At 61.3% G+C, this 18,942-nt stretch carries 21 protein-coding genes; 12 read left to right on the top strand and 9 right to left on the bottom strand.

Going from position 1 to position 18,942, the window contains the following annotated elements; genetic code table 11:
* Positions 1-64 precede the first annotated feature (64 nt).
* Positions 65-484, bottom strand: a complete 420-nt coding sequence (gene nikR, locus E4633_RS06565) for a nickel-responsive transcriptional regulator NikR (protein WP_012531991.1) — start codon at positions 482-484, stop codon at positions 65-67.
* An 87-nt stretch (positions 485-571) separates the two neighbouring features.
* Entirely contained in the window at positions 572-1,459 is an 888-nt protein-coding gene (locus E4633_RS06570) for a complex I NDUFA9 subunit family protein (protein WP_135869420.1), read from the bottom strand.
* Between the two features lie 183 nt (positions 1,460-1,642).
* On the opposite strand from E4633_RS06570, the gene E4633_RS06575 reads away from it, so the two are divergent.
* Positions 1,643-2,119, top strand: coding sequence for a ferritin family protein (locus E4633_RS06575; protein WP_129124617.1), 477 nt, complete (start codon positions 1,643-1,645; stop codon positions 2,117-2,119).
* Between the two features lie 78 nt (positions 2,120-2,197).
* Here E4633_RS06575 and E4633_RS06580 read toward each other — a convergent pair whose 3' ends face one another.
* On the bottom strand, positions 2,198-2,650 hold the full coding sequence (locus E4633_RS06580; protein WP_135869421.1) for an FKBP-type peptidyl-prolyl cis-trans isomerase: 453 nt from the start codon (positions 2,648-2,650) through the stop codon (positions 2,198-2,200).
* 190 nt (positions 2,651-2,840) lie between these two features.
* On the opposite strand from E4633_RS06580, the gene E4633_RS06585 reads away from it, so the two are divergent.
* The 3 genes from E4633_RS06585 (at position 2,841) to E4633_RS06595 (ending at position 4,848) form a co-directional block, all read left to right on the top strand.
* Positions 2,841-3,362 carry an NUDIX hydrolase gene (locus E4633_RS06585; RefSeq protein ID WP_135869422.1) on the top strand — a complete coding sequence of 174 codons (522 nt, stop codon included), beginning with the start codon at positions 2,841-2,843 and terminating at the stop codon, positions 3,360-3,362.
* Positions 3,359-4,258: an RluA family pseudouridine synthase gene (locus tag E4633_RS06590; protein ID WP_135869423.1), complete on the top strand. Its 900-nt coding sequence runs from the start codon at positions 3,359-3,361 to the stop codon at positions 4,256-4,258. Before E4633_RS06585 ends, E4633_RS06590 begins: the two co-directional genes overlap by 4 nt.
* A 92-nt stretch (positions 4,259-4,350) precedes the next feature.
* Positions 4,351-4,848, top strand: coding sequence for a hypothetical protein (locus E4633_RS06595; protein ID WP_135869424.1), 498 nt, complete (start codon positions 4,351-4,353; stop codon positions 4,846-4,848).
* A gap of 59 nt (positions 4,849-4,907) precedes the next feature.
* Here E4633_RS06595 and E4633_RS06600 read toward each other — a convergent pair whose 3' ends face one another.
* From E4633_RS06600 to aroF, 6 genes are all read right to left on the bottom strand, one after another.
* Entirely contained in the window at positions 4,908-5,588 is a 681-nt protein-coding gene (locus E4633_RS06600; protein ID WP_135869425.1) for a cyclase family protein, read from the bottom strand.
* A gap of 229 nt (positions 5,589-5,817) precedes the next feature.
* The gene (hslO, locus tag E4633_RS06605; protein ID WP_135869426.1) at positions 5,818-6,693 is read right to left on the bottom strand and encodes an Hsp33 family molecular chaperone HslO; all 876 of its coding nucleotides are present in this window, start codon (positions 6,691-6,693) and stop codon (positions 5,818-5,820) included.
* Complete coding sequence (locus tag E4633_RS06610) at positions 6,690-7,247, bottom strand: hypothetical protein (protein ID WP_135869427.1); 558 nt, start codon at positions 7,245-7,247, stop codon at positions 6,690-6,692. Before E4633_RS06610 ends, hslO begins: the two co-directional genes overlap by 4 nt.
* 3 nt (positions 7,248-7,250) lie before the next feature.
* A complete protein-coding gene (locus E4633_RS06615) occupies positions 7,251-9,629 on the bottom strand; it encodes a peptidase U32 family protein (protein WP_135869428.1) in 2,379 nt (792 codons plus the stop codon).
* Between the two features lie 89 nt (positions 9,630-9,718).
* Positions 9,719-10,222, bottom strand: coding sequence for a hypothetical protein (locus E4633_RS06620; RefSeq protein ID WP_135869429.1), 504 nt, complete (start codon positions 10,220-10,222; stop codon positions 9,719-9,721).
* A gap of 176 nt (positions 10,223-10,398) precedes the next feature.
* The gene (gene aroF / locus E4633_RS06625) at positions 10,399-11,418 is read right to left on the bottom strand and encodes a 3-deoxy-7-phosphoheptulonate synthase (protein ID WP_135869430.1); all 1,020 of its coding nucleotides are present in this window, start codon (positions 11,416-11,418) and stop codon (positions 10,399-10,401) included.
* Positions 11,419-11,800: 382 nt separating this feature from the next.
* On the opposite strand from aroF, the gene E4633_RS06630 reads away from it, so the two are divergent.
* From E4633_RS06630 to cobM, 8 genes are all read left to right on the top strand, one after another.
* The gene (locus tag E4633_RS06630; RefSeq protein ID WP_135869597.1) at positions 11,801-12,250 is read left to right on the top strand and encodes a YqaA family protein; all 450 of its coding nucleotides are present in this window, start codon (positions 11,801-11,803) and stop codon (positions 12,248-12,250) included.
* A gap of 14 nt (positions 12,251-12,264) precedes the next feature.
* On the top strand, positions 12,265-13,557 hold the full coding sequence (locus E4633_RS06635) for a M16 family metallopeptidase (RefSeq protein WP_135869431.1): 1,293 nt from the start codon (positions 12,265-12,267) through the stop codon (positions 13,555-13,557).
* Positions 13,558-13,723: 166 nt separating this feature from the next.
* Complete coding sequence (locus E4633_RS06640) at positions 13,724-14,107, top strand: sirohydrochlorin chelatase (RefSeq protein ID WP_135869432.1); 384 nt, start codon at positions 13,724-13,726, stop codon at positions 14,105-14,107.
* Complete coding sequence (locus E4633_RS06645) at positions 14,107-14,760, top strand: precorrin-8X methylmutase (RefSeq protein WP_135869433.1); 654 nt, start codon at positions 14,107-14,109, stop codon at positions 14,758-14,760. Before E4633_RS06640 ends, E4633_RS06645 begins: the two co-directional genes overlap by 1 nt.
* Before the next feature lie 83 nt (positions 14,761-14,843).
* Complete coding sequence (locus tag E4633_RS06650) at positions 14,844-15,914, top strand: cobalt-precorrin-5B (C(1))-methyltransferase (protein ID WP_135869434.1); 1,071 nt, start codon at positions 14,844-14,846, stop codon at positions 15,912-15,914.
* Positions 15,915-16,052: 138 nt separating this feature from the next.
* Positions 16,053-17,270: a precorrin-6y C5,15-methyltransferase (decarboxylating) subunit CbiE gene (gene cbiE, locus E4633_RS06655; RefSeq protein WP_135869435.1), complete on the top strand. Its 1,218-nt coding sequence runs from the start codon at positions 16,053-16,055 to the stop codon at positions 17,268-17,270.
* The gene (gene cobI, locus E4633_RS06660) at positions 17,270-17,980 is read left to right on the top strand and encodes a precorrin-2 C(20)-methyltransferase (RefSeq protein WP_135869436.1); all 711 of its coding nucleotides are present in this window, start codon (positions 17,270-17,272) and stop codon (positions 17,978-17,980) included. The genes cbiE and cobI overlap by 1 nt, the downstream gene beginning before the upstream one ends.
* A 182-nt stretch (positions 17,981-18,162) precedes the next feature.
* On the top strand, positions 18,163-18,936 hold the full coding sequence (gene cobM, locus E4633_RS06665; RefSeq protein WP_135869437.1) for a precorrin-4 C(11)-methyltransferase: 774 nt from the start codon (positions 18,163-18,165) through the stop codon (positions 18,934-18,936).
* Positions 18,937-18,942: the final 6 nt, after the last annotated feature.

Consider the following 18,942-nt stretch of genomic DNA (forward strand, 5'->3'; position numbering starts at 1 on the left):
GCTTCCCCAGTGGCTTCGCCCTCACCCCCGGCCCCTCTCCCGGGGGGCGAGGGGAGCTATAGTCTCAGTGAAGGCCCTCTCCGGTGGTGGTCATGACGAGCTTGCCGTGTTTCACGCCTTTCACGCCGATCAGCTCGTCGGCGATCCTGCGCACGTCACGGGCCTTGCCGCGGACCACCAGGACTTCCAGGCAGTTGTGGGCGTCGAGATGGACGTGCAGGGCGGAGATGATCTGGTCGTGGTGCGCGTGCTGGTGCTCGGTCAGCTTGTCGGAGAGGTCGCGCACGTGGTGGTTGTACACCAGGGTAACGGTTCCGACCCCTTCCTTTTCGCCTTCCTCCCAGTCGAGTTCGACCTGGGCGGCCCGGATCAGGTCGCGGATCGCCTCGGAGCGGTTGGCGTAACCTTTTTGTTCGATGAGCCGGTCGAAGCTCTCCAGCAGTTGGTCGTCCATGGAAATGCCGAATCTGACTGTCTCGCCCATGCGTTGCACTCTCCTTGATGAGGGTGACTCACTATACGTGAAAGGGGCTGCAGAGTAAAGATGCGGCGGTGGGGACGGCTAACGGGGCTATGGCCTTAGGTAGCTGCGGATGCCGGGCTCAAACCTAATCGGCTCGAAATTGAAGGTGCCGCGCCAGCTGCCGTCGCAGGTGCTCCCTTGCACTAGCATGGCGATCTGGTCGGAGGTGACGGGAAAGAAGGAGAACCCCTCGAAGAAGGGGACGATGAGACGCATGAGGGGGAGCGGGTTGTTTATCTTGGCGACGTGACTTTTCCCCATCACCTTGCCGATGGTGTCCAGAAGCTGGTTATAGGTGTAGCGGTCCGGACCGCAGAGGTCGTACTCCTGCCCCCCGGTGTCGGGACGCTCAAGGGCATCGGCGAAGCAACGGGCGACGTCGTCGGCGGCGATGGGCTGCAACTGGTATTCGCCGTCGCCGATCACCGGCATGGCGGGAAAACTGCGCAGGTATCCCGCGAGCTTGTTGATGAAGTCGTCCTTCGGGCCGAAGACGATGGAGGGACGGAAGATGGTGTAGTCGAGTCCTGAGCGGCGGACCTCTTCTTCCGCTTCGTACTTGCTCTTGAAATAGCGGGCGGTACTGTCGGCATGCGTGCCGAGGGCGGACATCTGCAGGTGGCGGCGCACCTTCGCCTTTTTTGCTGCGGCTAGGACGTTGCGGGTGGCCTCGACGTGAAGGCGCTGGAAGGTGATGCCGCGCCCGGGAAACTCCCGGATGATGCCGACCAGGTTTATCGTGGCGTCGCAGCCGCGTAGCGCATCCTCGAAGGTCTCGGGGCGCGTCACGTCCCCCTCGATCTCCTCGACACCGGGATCGACGGCGGCGGGACTTCTACGGTGCACGAGAAGCCGGATGCTGTGCCCGCGCTCGAGCAGCGCCTCACGTACGTGTCCGCCGATGAAGCCGGTACCGCCAGTCAAAAAGATCAACATATGCCCCTCCGGTACGGGGAACAGTGCTGGAGGCTCCCCTTCTCAAAGTCATAATACCGTCGTTAGTGTAACAGCTCTTTCCCCAATCTCCATTTAAGTGGGGAAAGTGTATACAAGATCTTGTGCTTCGGAGTTTCTTGTGTTAAAAAGCCTTTCACAAACAAACGCTACAGGAGACCGTCCATGGCTGAGCAAGGTGATGTCTGTTACACATTCGAAGCAGCGATAGAAATGGCCGCCCAGATGGAGAACGAAGGGTACCGTGCGTATCTTGCCGCACTGAAAGTCGTGAAAGACAAGGCTGCGCGCCAGATCATCAAGGAAGCGGCGTTCGACGAGCTGGAGCATAAGCACCAGTTGGAAAAGGCGCTGGTGGAAGGAGAGATGAAGGGTGGGGAAGGGCTGCAACAGCCGGTGCCGACCATGAACCTCGGCTACGTCCTGCCGAAGAAGGACCTCCACTCCGGATCGACCGCACGCGATGCCCTGGCCTATGCCATCCACCTGGAGAAGGGCTCCATCGATTTCTACGACAGGATGTCCCGCGGCTGCGAAGGGGCGCCCATGGCGGTGCTCTTCAAGAAGATGCTCGCCGACGAGTCCCGCCACCTGCAGGAACTCGAGGACCTTTACGAGCAGCACTTCATGCCTGAAAACTAGACGGCATCGGGACAAACGGGATAAAAAAATCCCCTCCTCGTAACGGGGAGGGGATTTTTATTGCCTGGGCGGTGAGGTCTAGAGGATCTCAACCAGCTTGAGGTCGAAGTTGAGCGCCTGGCCTGCCAGCGGGTGGTTGGCGTCGATGGTGATCGATTCGTCGGTCACCTCGGTTACTATGACGTTGAAGATCTGGCCGTCCTGCTGGGTGACTTCGAGCTGCTGCCCCACTTCAGGATTCATTTCCGGCGGAAGCTCGGTGCGCGGCACAACCGCGATCATCTCTTCCATCCTCTCGCCGTACGCCTCGTCGACCGGGATGTGAATGGTCTTGCTCTCGCCGACGGCGAGCCCTTTAACGCCTGCGTCGAAGCCCGGAATGACCTGGCCGGCGCCGACGGTGAACTCGAACGGGCCGTGGTCGTGGCCGCACTCGCCCTCGCCGCACTCGGAGCTGTCGAACACGGTGCCGTCGTCGAGCCTGCCGGTATAATGAACCTTTACGCGGTCCCCTTCTTTAGCTTGTGCCATTTTCTATTCTCCTTGATATTGTTGGATAAAGCCCAAAGGATAGCAGATGCCCAAGATATTATCCACCGTTTCTTCCATCGATGCACTCGGGAAGTGACAGCGGTGCCCGCAACAAAAGTCCCGCCACTCGCTCACAATTTCTGCGTGGCCAAAATACCGGGGAAATGGTATGTATCTTCCGGGGGTGACCATGGAAACCAAGAACCGATCCCTAATTTTTACCGGCCTCGTTGTGGATGTCGAGCAGATGGACGTCCTGATCGGCAGCCAGGGGTGGTACACCTATCAGGTCGTGCGCCATCCCGGGGGCGCAGCCGTTCTCGCGTTACACGACGACGGCTGCATCACGCTTATCCGCCAGTTGCGTCCCGCGGTGGGGGACTTCCTGCTGGAGATCCCCGCCGGGCGGCTTTCCAAAGGGGAGGACCCGCAGCTGTGCGCGGAGCGCGAGCTCATCGAGGAGACGGGTCTCAAGGCGGAGAAGCTGATATCGCTCGGCCTTTTGCACTCATCCCCCGGGGTGTTCGACGAGAAGATCCACCTCTACCTCGCCACCGGTCTTACTCAAGGTGACGCCGAGCCCGAGGATTACGAGGAGATATCCTGCGAGAAGGTCCCCTTTGCCGAAGCCGTGGCGATGGCAGCGGACGGCCGTATCACCGACGGAAAAACCATAGCCGCGCTGCTGCGCGCCCAGAGACATATCGCATGATACTTACCGCACGCATAGATGCTGAACAGGCCGGGCTGAGGCTCGACGACGCCGCGAAGGCGATTTTCCCGCAACTCTCCAAGGGGGAGATCCGCCGCGTCATAGATTGGGGCGGCTGCAACCTGAACCAGACGCTGGTCCGCGTGGCGTCGCGCCAGGTTAAGGAAGGGGAGGAGCTTGCACTGGGGATCATGGACGCCGAGCGCTGCATCGACCTCGTCTACCAAAAGCACGAGCTGCTCTACGAGGACAAGGACTTTCTTGCCGTGTACAAGGGGGCCGGTTTCAACAGCCAGCGCACCCCGTACCAGTTGAAGGGAACCGTGGAGTACGCGGTCGAGTGCTACATGAAGAGCATCGGTCTGCGCGATCCTTCCCGCGTGGTGCACAGGCTGGACCGCGGGACGAGCGGCGTCATGTTTTTCCCCAAGCATAAGCAGGCGGCAACCCTCATCTCGAACCTCCTGAAGGAGGGGAAGGTGCAGAAAACCTACTGGGCGCTGGTTTCCGGGTCTCCCGACGAACAGAGCTGGAAGGTGGATGCACCGCTCGATAAGGTCAGCAAGTTCCGTTACGGTGTGTCGCTTAAGGGCAAACCCGCCCGCACCGTCTTCTACGTTTTGGGTGAAGGTAACGGTGTGAGTGCCATCGAGGCGAAGCCGCTTACCGGTCGCACGCACCAGATCCGCGTACATCTCGCCCACTCAGGTTTCCCGATCATCGGAGACGAGAGCTACGGGGGCGTTCCGGCCGCACGCATGATGCTGCACTGCCGGGCCATGCGCTTCACCGGCCCCAAGGGGAAGGTCATCGAGGCGGTGGCGCCGCTCGACGTGGACTTTCTAGCGGCAGCACCGCAGGGCGTATTCGAACAGCAGGAACAGCCGGCGGGGTAGGGGCGAATAATCATTTGCCCGGAACTGCTCGAGTCACTAAAGCAAGAACAGTCTCAGTCATTGAGGCGAAAGAATAAGAAAAGGGAGGTTACATGAAGAAGAGAATTTTGCTGGTGCTGTTGCCGGTCGTTCTGCTGGTGGCCGGGGCTTTCGCGGTATGGGGTGAGCAGCAGGGTACGATGCAGCCGGGCTGCAACAAGTGCGCGAAGATGGCCCAGGCTCAGCAGGCTCCCTGCCCCAATTGCCCGAAGGCAGACGCCATCGAGCAGGGTGCCGCCGCTCCGTGTCCGAACTGCCCGAAAGCAGCCAATATGGACAAGGAGGCGCCGTGCCCCAATTGTCCGTTGAAGGGTGCAGACGCGAAGCCCGCATGTGACAAGTGCCCGAAGGGTGCTGCTGCGAAGCCCGCGTGTGACAAATGCCCGAAGGGTGCCGCGACCATGCCTGCGTGCGACAAGTGCCCCAAAATGAAAGGGGCCGAGGTTGCTCCCACGGCCGCCGGTTGCGCGAAATGCGCCAAGATGCAGCAGCCCGATCAGTCGGCTGGCCAGCCGGCCCCGAAGGAGTGCTGCAAGAAGAAGGCTCTGTAACTATCGGAAACACGAAGGGGGACCAATGGTCCCCCTTCATCCTGCGTTAGGCCACCCTCCTACGAAAGGGGCCACCTGCTTGTGTGCGGATCGAATTCCGTCTGCGACGCCGCGGCGGGGTTCCCTACAAGAAGCGCCCGCACCGGCGCCCCGTCCCCGTCCTTGAGTTTCATCGGCAGGCAGATCAACTGGTATTCTCCCGGCGCTACTCCGGTCAGATTCACCCCTTCGATCACCGGGACGCCCCCGTTTAAAAGGATCCGGTGCACTTCGCCGTCGCCGTCCATCGGTTCGACGGAGAGATAGTCGACCGCCACCAGTTTCACCTTGTGCTTGTGCAGGTAGTGGGCGCCCTCCGCGGTGAGCGCGGCGAACTCCTCATGGAACCCCTTGTCTTCCCAGAAAGCGGAGTTGTCCGTCTTGATCAGGAGACGTTCCACCCCCTTCACGCCCGCCTTCTCCAGTTCCTCCGCCCCGATCCTCTTCACCCCCTTGATTTCAACGACCAGTGCCTTTCCGATCAGGAGGTCGAGCGGGATTTCGTCCACCGTTATGCCGGTGTCGTTGAAGTGGCGCGGGGGGTCGATGTGTGTTCCGGCGTGGGTACCGAGGGTGATGCGGGATACGTTCGAGCCGTCCCCCTTGGCGATGTGGTGCCAAGGATCGACGGTCATTGGGGGATCACCGGGATAGGTGGGGAGATCGGGGGACAGGGCGACGGTGATGTCGTGTATTCTCATGGAGCACCTCCCGGATCGATTTAATGTGTGGCGGCACCGGGAAAGTATAACGCAAAAATAAAGGAGAAGCCGAAAGGCTATCAACGCAAAGATGCGGAGGCGCTAAGGCGCAAAGGAAACCTGCTATCACCGAGACCCTCTCCCGCCTGCGGGCCGAAACCTACGGCAGGAGAAGGCCCGGAAGGTGAGGATGTTCCCTTTGCGTCTCCGCGCCTTCGCGTTAAAGCTTTCAGGCTATTTCGCTGATGAGCCGTTCCAGATCGCTCTCGGCGAAGGTGTATTTCTCGCCGCAGAACTCGCAGGTCACCTCGCTGCCGTGCTGTTCGGCGAGCATGGAGGACAGTTCCTTCTTCCCCATGGAGATGAGCACCCGCTCGATGCGCTCGCGGCCACAGCTGCAGGCGAAGCCGACGGCGCGCTTCTCAAGGATCTCGTAATCGATCCCGGCGAGAAGCAGTGCCATGATCTCCTCCGGGGTCTTTCCCTGTTGCAGCAAGTCGCTCAACGGAGGGAGCTGCTCGATCCTGGTCATCAGTTCCTCGATCACGAGCGGATCGATGGGGGGGATGGCCTGGAGCAGGAAGCCGCCACAGGCGGCGACCTCGCCGTCCTGTTCGATGAACTCGGCGATGCCGACGGCGGACGGGATCTGTTCGGACTCCACGAGGTAGAGCGCCAGGTCTTCGGCGATGCCGCCCGTGTAGAGCTGCACCATGCCGCGGTACGGCTCCTTGAGACCCAGGTCCTTGGCAACAGTGATGAACCCGGCGCGACCGAGGGCGTTGGGGACGTCGAGCGCCCCATCAGGACGGAGCAGGTGCACCTGCGGGTCGCCCACATAGCCGCGCACGCTGCCGTTTGCGTCAGCCTCTATGACGATCTTCTTGAGGGGGCCGTTCCCTTCGAAGCGCAGTGCGACCCGCTGTCCGGTCTTCATCAGCGCTCCCATCATGGCACCCGCGGTGAGCGCGCGCCCAAGGGCGGCGGTGGCCGTGGGAAGCGTGCCGTGACGATGGCAGACCTCACTCACGGTTGCCGTTGTGACACAGGTCAACGCCCTTACCGTCCCCGATTTGGCCATGGCCCGTACCAGATAATCCGTCATAAAACCACCCCCACCCTTCCTCCTATTTCGCCCCGCTTAAGCCAGAGCTCTTTCAATGTAATGTAATCCCAGATGCTGATCCCCTTGACCCGCTGAGCGAAAAGCTCGGCGAGGCGGGGCACCCGGTTCAAATCGCAGACAAGCATCTCACCGGACAGGCTCATGAACGGAATCCGTTCCACCACCTTCCTGGTGAGCCACTCGAGGTCCAGCGGCGCTACCGGCCCCAGTTTCAGGAAGACGCACTTGCGCGCGGCGCTGAACTCGAGCCCCTCGATGGTGAAGCTCACAGAGAACGGGATGGCGAAAGGGACGAGCCGCTTTTTCAGCCTGCCGGACAACTCCCCGTAGCCGTCGCCGATGGTGAGGTTGAACTCCACGAGTTCGTCGTCGAGCGCCTTCTTCATGAACTCGCGCTGCAGGTACTCTTCGGTGATGCGGAACTCACGGCGGACCAGGAGATCTTTCAGGCTCTGCTCCTGAACGAGTCCCATGAAGGCGGGATCGTTGAGCCGGTCCTGGATGCGTCCCTTGATCCGATCGATGATCCCCATCGCCTAAACGAGCCCCGCGGTGTAGTTGAACTCGGAAGCGCCGGGGACCGCGACACCTTTGCGGAACGCCTCCAGCACCCTGTCACGCTCCTGCTGCTGCAAGAGCGAAAGGTCGAGGACGAAGCTGCCGCAGCCCAATTGGCGCAGCTCGTTTCGGTGCTGCGTGATGGCGAACGGTGTCTGCGCGTTCACGACGGTCAGGTTGTCCTTCACCTTTACGGAATAGAGGTCGCCGCGGTCCGAGGCGATGGGGACGTCCCCCTTCACATCCTTGATGGAGATCTTCGAGGTGATCACCGGGACGGGCGCGTAGAGGAGCACGGCGCGGTTCACCTTGAGGTCGCAGGCCAAGAGCCGGGCGAGGTTCTCCTTGTCGTCCTCGATGTAGAGCGTCGCGCGGGTGACCCCCATCTCCTGCCAGGAAAGAAGCGCCTGGCTGTTCAGCGAGAAGAGCCGGTAGTCCGTGTTCAACTCGGCGTCGGTCCCCTTGAAGATCTGGAACTGGGAGATGTTGGTGAGCTCGAAGCGGCGGAACCCGGCGCGCATGATCGCCTCTACGGCTTCGCGGTAGAAGGGTACGTCCGCCTCGAAGATGATGAAAGGAAGCTGCCAGATCACCTTCTGCTCGCTCCCCTTGAGTTTTCTCGAGAACGGACCCAACTGGTGCATGTTTGCCTTGGACACCGGCAGGATCACGGCGTCGACCATGTCACGGTGCAGTTCGTGCCAGTCCTTTACCTGTTCGACCCTGACTGCGAGTTCCTCTTTGCCCCGCGCCGGTCCCGGACGTCTGGCGACAAGAGCTGCATGTGCCCGCTCGCGTCCCTTGGCACTTCTTTCCTTCAAGGAGCCGAGCGCGTGCTCGGCAAGCCAGGTGTAGAAGTTGCGCCGGATCTCCTTGAGTTTCGGCGGCGGAATCATGAGCGCAGGGAAGTCCGTGGCAGTGAACGAGGCGAGGGTGAAACGCGTTTCTCCGCACCTTGAGAACTGTGCTCGCAGCACCCCCTCCATGTCACTTGTGTGCGAAGGCTCCAGTTCGCCCAGCTCGAACTCGGTCGTGAGCTCACTTCCCAGCACCTGGGTGTCTATCCGCATCTTTTCGTTCGCGTAGGAGAGGGTCAGCTTGCAGGGGATGCTGTCACCCTTGACGTTCTCCAGGCGTTTGAGGCAGGCGTTTTCGCTCATGGTGAAGGCGGTTTCCGAAGAAACCTTGAACACCGAGTCGCCGAGCTTGAACGGGAAGGGGGACGGTGTGGAGACCATGGTGTTCTCCTTCACGTTCATGACCTTCTTCCCGCCCAGGTAGAGCTCTTTTATGGTGAAGGCGCGTCCCGCCATGTCGCTTTTGGGCTGAACCCTGACGCGGTCGCCCACGTGCAGGCGGTCGCGGGTGTCGAAGCTGATCCGGTTGCCGCGGATCTCTCGGATGTCCCCCAGGTAACGGCCGGTCGCTCCCTTGATGGAGGGGGTGGAGATGTCGGTCGGGTGCTGCGAGGCGAGGAAACCCTTGGTGGGGACGCGCCCGAAGGAGCGTTTCAGGAGTTCCTTGGCCTCGGCGACCTTCGCCGCGTGCTCGCCCGGCGCCGCGTCGAGCACCATGCGGTAGGCGCCGATGACGCTCGCCACGTACTCCGCGGACTTCATCCTCCCCTCGATCTTCAGGGAGTGGACCCCGGCGTCCATCAGGTGCGGGATCATTTCGATGCTGGAGAAGTCGTTGGTGGAAAGGTAGTACCCTTCCTTCCCCTTATATTTATATTGGCGCCGGCAGGGCTGCGCGCAGCGCCCCCGGTTGCCGCTGTGGCCACCGAGGAAGGAGGAGAAGAAGCACTGTCCCGAGATGGAGAAGCAGAGGGCGCCGTGGATGAAGCATTCGATCTCGGCGTCGCAGGTGGAGACGATGTGCTTTATCTCGTCGATGTGGAGTTCGCGGGCGAGCACCACGCGCTCGAAGCCTAATTCCTCGAGCTGGCGCACCCCGAGCGAGTTGTGGATGGTCATCTGGGTCGATGCGTGCAGCGGGATGCCGGGGAAGTATTCACGGGCGATACGCGCGACGGCGAGGTCCTGCAGGATGACGCCGTCCACCCGCATCGCCTCGAGTGCGGCCAGGTTGTCGACGAGAAGCGGCAGTTCCGCTTCCTTAACCAGGGTGTTGAGGGTGACGTAGACCTTTTTGCCGTTGCCGTGGGCGTAGGCGGTCATGCGCTCCATCTGGGAGAGGCTGAAGTTCTTCGCTTTGGCGCGTGCCGAGAAGTCCTTGAGACCTGCGTAGACCGCGTCGGCTCCCTTTTCCATGGCGGCGAAAAAGGCCTCCAGAGAGCCGGCGGGTGAGAGAAGTTCGGGTTTATTGATGACGTTGCTATTCTGTTTTAATGACATCCGCCTAGAGTACCTAAAGGGGTGGCACGGGTCAAGCGGGATCATCAGTGTGACGGGCGTTTAGCCGTTCAAGTGGCTGCCGGATGTGATCACTTCACGGGCTGGACGGGGATGTAACGGTAGCGGCGCTTCTTGCCGGTCAGGTCGGCCAGGGAGTAGAGGTCGGATTGCGAGATGCTCCAGCCGGACGACTCCTTCTTGAGGTTAATCCCCTTGGTGACGAACTCGGTGCCGGGTGTGCTGGCTTCGAAGCCCAGGCGTGCGTGCACCACGGCGCTATGGGCGGTTTTCATGGTCACGCGCGGTTCCTGGATCTTTTCCCAGCAGCAGGCGGGTTTGCGCGGCGCGGAGGAGAGTTTGTCGGTGAACTTTTCCTTGCTGTCTTTGCCGCCGGTGGTGCGCTGGTAAAGCTCTTCGTATTTGCCGTCGCGCCAGAGGTCGAGGATGGTTTCGAAGTCGCTAAGCACCTCGGCCTGGCCGGTGGTTGCGGTTTGACCGGCAGAGCCGGTGCCGCGTCTTGCTGCTTCGGCGGCGGGGACGGCGGCGAGCATGAAGACGACCAGCACAAGAAGCGTCAAGGGGCGCAGTAACATGGTTCACCTCCGGGCAAAGTTCTCCGAAAGCATACACGGAATGGGAACTTGCGCCAGCGCCGGTCAAAACAGTGGACCCGGCGGGCCGGTGAAGCTGGGGGGCGCAAAACTCCTTTCCCCGGAGGGGGGAGGCTGGGAGGGGGAATACTGCCCCTCCTGCCCCCCCATCTCCTGTTTTACAGCGTCTTCTCGGCTGCTTCAGCGAAGAGTCTGAGACGGTCCATCAGGGCGTGGAACTTCTTCGGCTTCAACGACTGCGGACCGTCGGAGGAGGCTTTCTCGGGATCGGGATGCACTTCGATGATGAGACCGTCGGCTCCGGCGGCTACCGCTGCGTACGACATCGGTGCGATGTAGTTGTAATGCCCGGTGCCGTGTGAGGGGTCGATGACGATGGGAAGATGGGTCTTCGATTTCAACACGGGAATCGCGGAGAGGTCGAGGGTGTTCCTCGTGGCGGTCTCGAAGGTCCTGATGCCGCGCTCGCACAAGATGACGGACTGGTTACCCTCGCTCATCACGTACTCGGCACTCATCAGGAATTCCTGGATGGTCATGGACATGCCGCGCTTCAGAAGTATCGGCTTGTTGATCTGCCCCACTTTCTTCAGAAGGGCGAAGTTCTGGGCGTTGCGGGCGCCGATCTGGAGCATGTCGGAGTAGGAGGCGACGAGATCGACGGAGTCGGGATCGATGACTTCGGTGACGAAGGGAAGCCCGGTGATCTCGCGGGCCTTGGCAAGAAGCTTGAGCCCTTCTTCTTCAAGCCCCTGGAAGGAGTATGGGGAGGTGCGCGGCTTGAAGGCGCCACCCCTTAGCATCTGCGCTCCGGCCGCCTTGACGGCGATGGCGGACTCGATGATCTGCTCCTCGTTCTCCACGGAACAGGGACCGGCCATCACCACCAGTTCCTTGCCGCCGATGGCGAGGGTGTCCGAGATGCGCACCACACTCGGCTCTTTCTTCACTTCCTTCGACGCGAGCTTGTACGGCTGCAGGATGGGAACCACGCTCTCAACGCCCTGCATCGACTCGATGGTCTGCAAGACGCTCTTGCCGCGCTCGTCCCCTACCGCGCCGATCACGTCGCGCAGCGTGCCGCGGATGATGTGCGCCGTGTACCCAAGCTCCTTGATCCTCTTCGTTACCGCATCCCTGTCCTTCTTCGCCGCTCCTGCCTTCATTACCACGATCATACTCACGCTCCTTTGGTCCCCGAAAGCGAAAGGGCCGGAGGATTGCTCCCCCGGCCCTTGTATGATGTTCGATGTTTACTTTGATCTGCTTCGAACCGTAAAGGGGGAGGAGAGTCCTGCCACCCCAGCTTTCGGTTCGGAATTTAGTACCTGCTACCTAAATTACACCTCTACCCGGGGCGACGGCCTAAAATAAAAGCCGTACCAAAAGTAAAAGTTAGTAAAGGTAAAGTAGCCGGTGTTGATCATGTCAGCGTAAATGCCACCTCGTGACTTTAATGTCAACACAAAAATGTCACCCTGATTAATTTCGATACATTGCCACCACATTCTAATGGAATGCTGTTTGACAATCAGCACCCTTTCCGCTAATTTGACCGGAATGCACGAGTGGCTGGTCAATTACGGGTTTTATTCCCTGTTTCTGCTGAGTTTTCTGGCCGCCACCCTCCTGCCGCTCGGCTCCGAGTGGCTGGTGGTCGCGCTCCTCGTTGCGCGGCAAAATCCGCCGGCCGTCGTGCTGGTCGCCACCGCAGGGAACTACCTCGGGGCGCTCAGCACCTACTGGATCGGTCTCTACGGCGGGGACTTCCTGACGCACCGGGTATTGCGCATGGACGAGGAGAGCACGCGCAGGGCGGAGCGGTTCTACCGGCGCTTCGGTTCCTTGTCGCTACTCCTTAGTTTCCTGCCGGTCATCGGTGACCCGCTCTGCCTGGTCGGCGGCGTGCTGCGTGTCGGTTTCATCCGCTTTTCTCTACTGGTGCTGACCGGCAAGCTCGCCCGCTACGCGGCGGTTGCCTGGCTTACCCTGAAGGGGGCGGCACTCTGAAGTTCGGAGGTTAGATGTTCAGTTGTACCAAGAAGGTCCTCCCCAACGGGTTGCGCCTCGTCTCGGTCGAGATGCCGCACCTGCACAGCGCGGAGATCGCCATCTACATAAAGGCGGGAGGGCGCAACGACACTCCCGGCAAGGCTGGTATCTCCCACTTCCTCGAGCACATGCTCTTTCGCGGCTCAAGCGAGTTCGCCTCCAATCTCGAACTCGAGATCGCCTTTGAGGCGATCGGCGGCAGCGTGAATGCGGCGACTGACGAGGAGACCACCTGCTACTTCTCGCGGGTGCATCCAGACCAGATCGGCGAGGGGATTCGCCTGTTCTCCTCGATGCTGCTCACTCCCACCCTTGAGGGGCTGGAGATCGAGAAGCGTATCATCACCGAGGAGGCGCTAGAGGACATCAACGAGCGCGGCGAGGAGACCAACACCAGCAACCTCTGCAGCAAGCTGTTGTGGCCGGACCATCCGCTTGGCACCCCGACTATCGGTTATCTCGAGAGCATCAAGGGAATCACTGTCGAGGATCTGCGCGCCTATCTCGCCGCCCATTACGTGCCGGGAAACGCCCTGATCGTCGCGGCAGGAAGGCACGATTCCGATGCGTTCTTCGCCGCCTGCGAGAGCCACTTCGCGGGATGGGGGGGAGGCAGGCCTCCTGCGCTGCTGCCGCCGGTCGAGCTGCAGGACGAGCCGCGCTCGCTCTTCGTGAAGGATTCCGACAGCCAAGTGAACCTGCAGATCGCCTTCCGCGGTTTCGCGCGGCAGGACAAGCGGCTCATGATCTTAAGGCTCATGCGGCGCATCCTCTGCGGCGGCGGGACCTCTCGTCTGCACCTCTCATTGAGGGAGAAGCTCGGCATCGTCTACTCCGTGGACGCTTCGCTTTCCGCCTACGAGGAGACCGGCGCCTTCGCCGTCGAGCTTGCCACTGCGCCGGAGAACCTGGTGCTTGCCGTATCCGAGGTGCTGCGCGAGGTGAAGAGTCTTGCCTTCGAGGAGGTGGGGGAGGCGGAGCTCGCGCGGGTCAAGGAAGGGTACTTCTACGATCTCGAGTACAGCGCCGATTCCACTTACGAGATGCAGGTGCGTTACGGCTGGGGCGAGCTTATGTCGCTTGTCCGGAGCATCGATGAGGATCGCATCGAGGCCGGTGCCATCGGGGGCGAGCAGCTCATGCACACCGCACACGCCCTCTTCGCGCCGAAGAACCTTACCCTCGCCGCAGTTGGGCCCTGGAAAGCCGGTGCGAAGCGCGCCGTGGAGAAGCTGATCCACGAGTACCAGAAAGGGTGGATGTAACGGCGGAACGGCCGTTCAAGGTTCAACGTTCAACGTTCGAGCCTGTACATCCATTTATGGCAACCTAACGGCGGCGGCAAGTACCCGAAGCCGAGGTGGGGATGCCAACGCCAAACAATTCAATTGAACGCTGAACGTTGAACGCTGAACGTTTTTCGAGGTTTTTATGAAGACAGCTTTGTTGCTCATGGCGCACGGCAGCAGGATCGCCGAGGCGAACAACGCGGTGAACGAGATCGCGGCCCGTGTTAAAAAGATGACCCAGTTCGAGATCGTCGAGGTCTCGTTCCGCGAACAGCACCTCCCGAACATCCAGCAGGGGGTCGACGCCTGCGTCGCCCAAGGGGCGGAGCGCATCCTCCTCGTCCCCTATTTCCTCTACATGGGCGCCCACGTACAGGAGGACCTCCCGGAAGAACTGGAAGAGGCGAGAAAGCGCCACCCCGGCGTGGAAATGGTGCTCGGCAAGCATCTAGGCGTGCACGACAAGCTGGCCGAGGTGGTGGTGGAGCGCGTCGCGGAAAGCCTCACCGAGCAGAGGTGGCACTGATGTCGGTGCACCTGCGCCCCGAGGAGATCGAGGCGGAATCCTTCCGGATCATCGAGGAGGAACTGGGGCAGCACGACTGGAACGCCCAGATGTGGCCCCTCGTGCGCCGCGCCATCCACACGAGCGCCGATTTCGATTACGCCCGCAGCATGGTGATCACGGAAAAGGCGGTGGCAAGCGGCATCGCGGCGCTCCGCGACGGACTCGGCGTGGTCACCGATACCAACATGATCATCTCCGGGATGAGCAAGGAACGGCTCGGACGCTTCAAGGTGCAGGCCTCCTGCTTCGTCGCGGACCCGCAGGTGGCGAAGGAAGCGAAAGAGCAGGGCGTCACCCGTTCCATCCTCGCCATGCGCAAGGCGGCAAGGGATGCGGCAAACGGCATCTTCGTCATCGGCAACGCACCGACCGCGTTATTCGAGCTGATCAGGCTCGTACGCGAGGAAGGGGTCCGTCCCAGGCTGATCGTGGCGCTGCCGGTCGGTTTCGTCGGCGCCGCGGAGAGCAAGGAAGCCATGAAGGAACTGGCCCGGGAATTCCCTGAGCTGCAGTTCGTCTCCAACACCGGCCGCAAGGGGGGCTCCAACGTGGCCGCCGCGGTGATGAACGCGATACTGATCCAGGCGGAAGCATCCGCATCGGCGCTTTGATGTAGTTTTGCCGGGACCCGTTACCGGCCTGCATTTGTGATGCAATTCAATAGAATGGTTTTCGTCTTCAGATGGGATGAAATATGAGCGGGAAAGAATTGAGATACGGCTACACGACAGGAGCCTGTGCCGCTGCTGCCGTTAAGGGCGCCGCCCAGATGCTACGCGACCAGACCCTGGTCGAGGAAGTTCAGCTCACGCTCCCCTGCGGCAAGGGTGCGCGTTTCCGGATCCACGGGGGCGTGCTGCGCGACAACACGGCATCCTGTTACGTGGTGAAAGACGCCGGCGATGATCCGGACGTGACCAACGGCGCGGAGATCCATGTCACCGCCAAGGCGGACATGTTCACCAAGAACCGCATCGTCGTCAAGGGGGGCGTCGGCATCGGTAAGGTAACCAAGCCGGGGCTCGCAGTCCCGGTGGGTGAATGGGCCATCAACCCGGTGCCGCGCAGCATGATCATGGAGGTGGTGAAGGAAGTCTTCGCCCTGCGCTGCATCCCGGCGACGCTCACCTTCACCATAAGCATCCCCAACGGCGAGGAACTCGCGAAGAAGACGCTCAACGAGCGGCTGGGAATCGTAGGGGGACTGTCCATCCTCGGCACCACCGGGATCGTCAAGCCGATTTCCACCAGGGCCTGGACCGACACGGTCGATGCTTCCATAGATGTCGCGCTCGCCTGCGGCTCCCGTCTCGTGGTCCTCTCAACGGGACGCACCTCCGAGCTCGTGGCCCAGCAGCAGCTTAAACTCACCGATGAATCCTTCATTATGATGGGGGATCATTTCGGTTACTCGCTGAAGAGCTGCGCAAAGAAAGGGGTGCCAGAGGTCGTGGTCGCCGGGCAGTTCGCCAAGCTGGTGAAGATCGCCTGCGGGCATGAACAGACCCACGTCACCTCGTCGGAACTGGATTTGGTCACGCTGGCATCGTGGATGAAGGCCGATCCGCGGACGGCGCACCTTGAGCATCTGGCCCACGGGGCGAACACGGCGCGTCATGTGCTCGAGGCTTCGGGTAACGACCCGGCGCTGATCGAACTGGTCTGCGGGAAGGTGGCGCAGGCCTGTTCCGATTTGGCGCCTTGGGTGAAGGCCCGGGTGCTCCTCGCGGGTTACCAGGGCGAGGTGCTCTACCTCGATAAATGATTTTCGCCCGCAGTACGGCTTCCCTCTGACGGGTCTCCTCTTTTCGCTTCGCGGCGGAAGGGAGAGCGGCCGAAGGGGGGGGCGTCTGGGGCGGCTTGAAGTTAGACCTTTGAATTGCGATGAAGAAAGGAGCGGGCCATGGCGGAGCAAAAGATCTATCTTGTCGGCGCCGGTATCGAAGGATGGGAAGGTTTCGGCAAACAGGCACTCGAGGTGATCGACCAGGCCGAGGTACTAATCGGCCACAAGCGTCTCCTGGACATCTTCCCCGACTTCAAGGGGGAGAAGCGTCCCCTGGAAGACCTCTCCATCATGCTGGAGCACCTGAAGCACACGGAAAAGCGGACCGTCGTTCTCGGCTCCGGCGATCCCAACTTCTTCGGTGTCGCGCGTTTCCTGCTCAGGAACCTCCCCAAGGAGCGGGTCGAGATCTACCCGAACGTCACCAGCATCCAGTACGCCTTTGCGAGAATCAAGGAGCCCTGGGACGACGCAACCTTCGTCTCGGTGCACGGCAGGGGGATCAAACCCGCCCTTGACCGCATCATCGCCTCGGAAAAGATCGCCGTCCTCACCGACAGCGTCAACACCCCGGCCGTCATCGCCAAGGAACTGATCGGGCGCGGCGCCGAGGGGTACGAAGCCTGGGTCTGCGAGGACCTGGGGCTCCCCACCGAGAAGTTCACCAAAACCGACATCCGCGGGCTGGCGGAAGTAACCTGCTCGCCGCTCAACATCCTCATCCTCATCAAGACCTGGGAGCCTAACCTCCAGAACTACCCGATGATCGGCATCAGGGACGACGAGTTCGCCACCGCCAAGAAGCTGATCACCAAGGAAGAGGTGCGCGCCATCACGCTCGGCAAGCTGCAGCTCCAGGACGACCTGGTGATGTGGGATATCGGCGCAGGGAGCGGATCGGTCTCCATCGAGGCGGGGAACCTGATGCCCAACGGGCGCATCTTCGCACTCGAAAAGAACCCGCAGTACCTGAGCTTTCTGAAGGAAAACCTCAAGAAGTTCGTGGCCAGAAATGTCACCGTGATGGAAACCTACGCCCCGGAAGGGCTGGAGGATCTCCCCGACCCGGACCGCGTCTTCATTGGCGGCTCCGGTGGCATGCTGGAGGAGATCATCGAGGCGGTCGACAAGCGCCTGAAGCCCGACGGCTTTATCGTGCTGAACGCGGTGACCCTGGACACCCTCACCAAGTCGGTGGAATTCCTCGAAGACCACGGCTACACCGTCGAGGTCACCTGCGTCAACATCTCCAAGACCCGCAGCCTCACCGAATACAAGATGTTCGCTGCCCATAACCCGGTCTACGTCATCTCGGCCTGGAAAGGGGAGGAGTAGTGGCGGTTGTCTACGCGGTAGGGGTAGGGCCGGGCGATCCGGAGCTGTTGACCAGGAAGGCGGAGCGGATTTTGAGGAGCGTGGATGTCATCTGCGCTCCGACCGGGGCGGCGGAAGGCGGGAGCTACGCGCTTTCCATCGTCGAGGAGTTCATCGATCGCAGCCGGCAGGAGGTGCTGGTCCAGCTCTTCCCGATGGTGAAGGATATGAAGGGGCTCGATCCTTATTGGGAGGAGGCCGCAGACCAGGTCGCGCAGCGCATCGCCCAGGGGAAGGACGTGGCCTTCGTCACCATCGGCGACCCGTTTCTTTACTCCACCTACCTCTACATCCACCGGATCTTCCTCGCCAAGTATCCCGAAATAAAGATAGAAGTGGTGCCGGGGATCTCCAGCATCCTCGCCTCCTCGGCCGTTTCCGGACTGCCGCTGGGGCTTGGGGCGGATCGGATCGCCATCCTTCCCGCCACCTACGAGAAGGACGAGCTGAAGCGGACTCTCGAGGAGTTCGATACCGTCGTGCTCATGAAGGTGAACCGGGTCTTCGATGCCGTGTACGCGGCGTTGAAGGAGCTGGGGCGCGAGAAAAGCGGCGTCTTCGTGCGTCGGGTCGGCTCCGCCGATGAAGAGGTGCACCACGACCTGGAGGCGCTCCTCGGGCGGAAACTCGATTACCTCTCCATGCTGATCGTCAGGAAGAATCTGCTGTAACGGACTGCAAACCATTAACGCAAAGGCGCAAAGGCGCGGAGACGCAAAGGTGAAACGGCATGAAGACCTCGTTTTTTGCCTTTACCCGTTTTACTTGTTTTCTTCGCGTCTTGGCGGCTTTGCGTCTTTGCGTTAAATGAATTGGGATTTGAAAGCATGATCCCTTTTTTGAAAGGTATCCCGTGTCGAAAGAGAACATAGTCCATTTTGTCGGCGCCGGCCCCGGCGACGCTGAGCTTATAACCGTTAAGGGAGCGCGCCTTTTGGGCGAAGCGGATGTCGTCGTGTACGCCGGAAGCCTCGTCGACCGCGAACTGGTGCGCACCTACGCCCCAAACGCGCGGGTCTGGGATTCGGCCGGCATGGATCTCGAGGAGACCACCGCCGTTCTGGCGGAAGCGATCGTTGAGGGACAACGCGTGGTACGGCTGCACACCGGCGATCCCTCGATCTACGGCGCCATCCAGGAGCAGATGGAGGAACTCGACCGCCTCGGCATCGGCTACGACGTTGTTCCCGGCGTCACGAGCGCCTTCGCGGCTGCGGCCGCGCTCAAGCAGGAACTGACCCTGCCGGAGGTGTCGCAGACGGTGGTCATCACCCGTCTCGCGGGGAGGACCCCGGTGCCGGAGCGGGAGCAGCTCTCCAGCATCGCCCGGATCGGCGCCACCCTGGTCATCTACCTTTCCGTCTCCATGATCGGGAAGGTGGTTGAGGAGCTTCTTTCCGGCGCCTACACGGAAGAGACGCCGGTGGCCGTGGTGGCGAAGGCGTCTTGGGCGGACGAGCAGGTAATCACCGGGACCCTCGCCGACATCGCCGCGAAGGTGGCTGAGGCGGGGATCGTAAAGCAGGCCCTCATCGTGGTGGGCGACGTGCTGCGCGCCCGCAGCGAAGGGATGAAGGCGAAGTCGCTTCTCTACGACAAGGGGTTCACGCACGGGTGCAGGGGGTAAAACCCC

The sequence above is a fragment of the Geomonas terrae genome, from assembly GCF_004791675.1.
Lineage (GTDB): Bacteria > Desulfobacterota > Desulfuromonadia > Geobacterales > Geobacteraceae > Geomonas > Geomonas edaphica.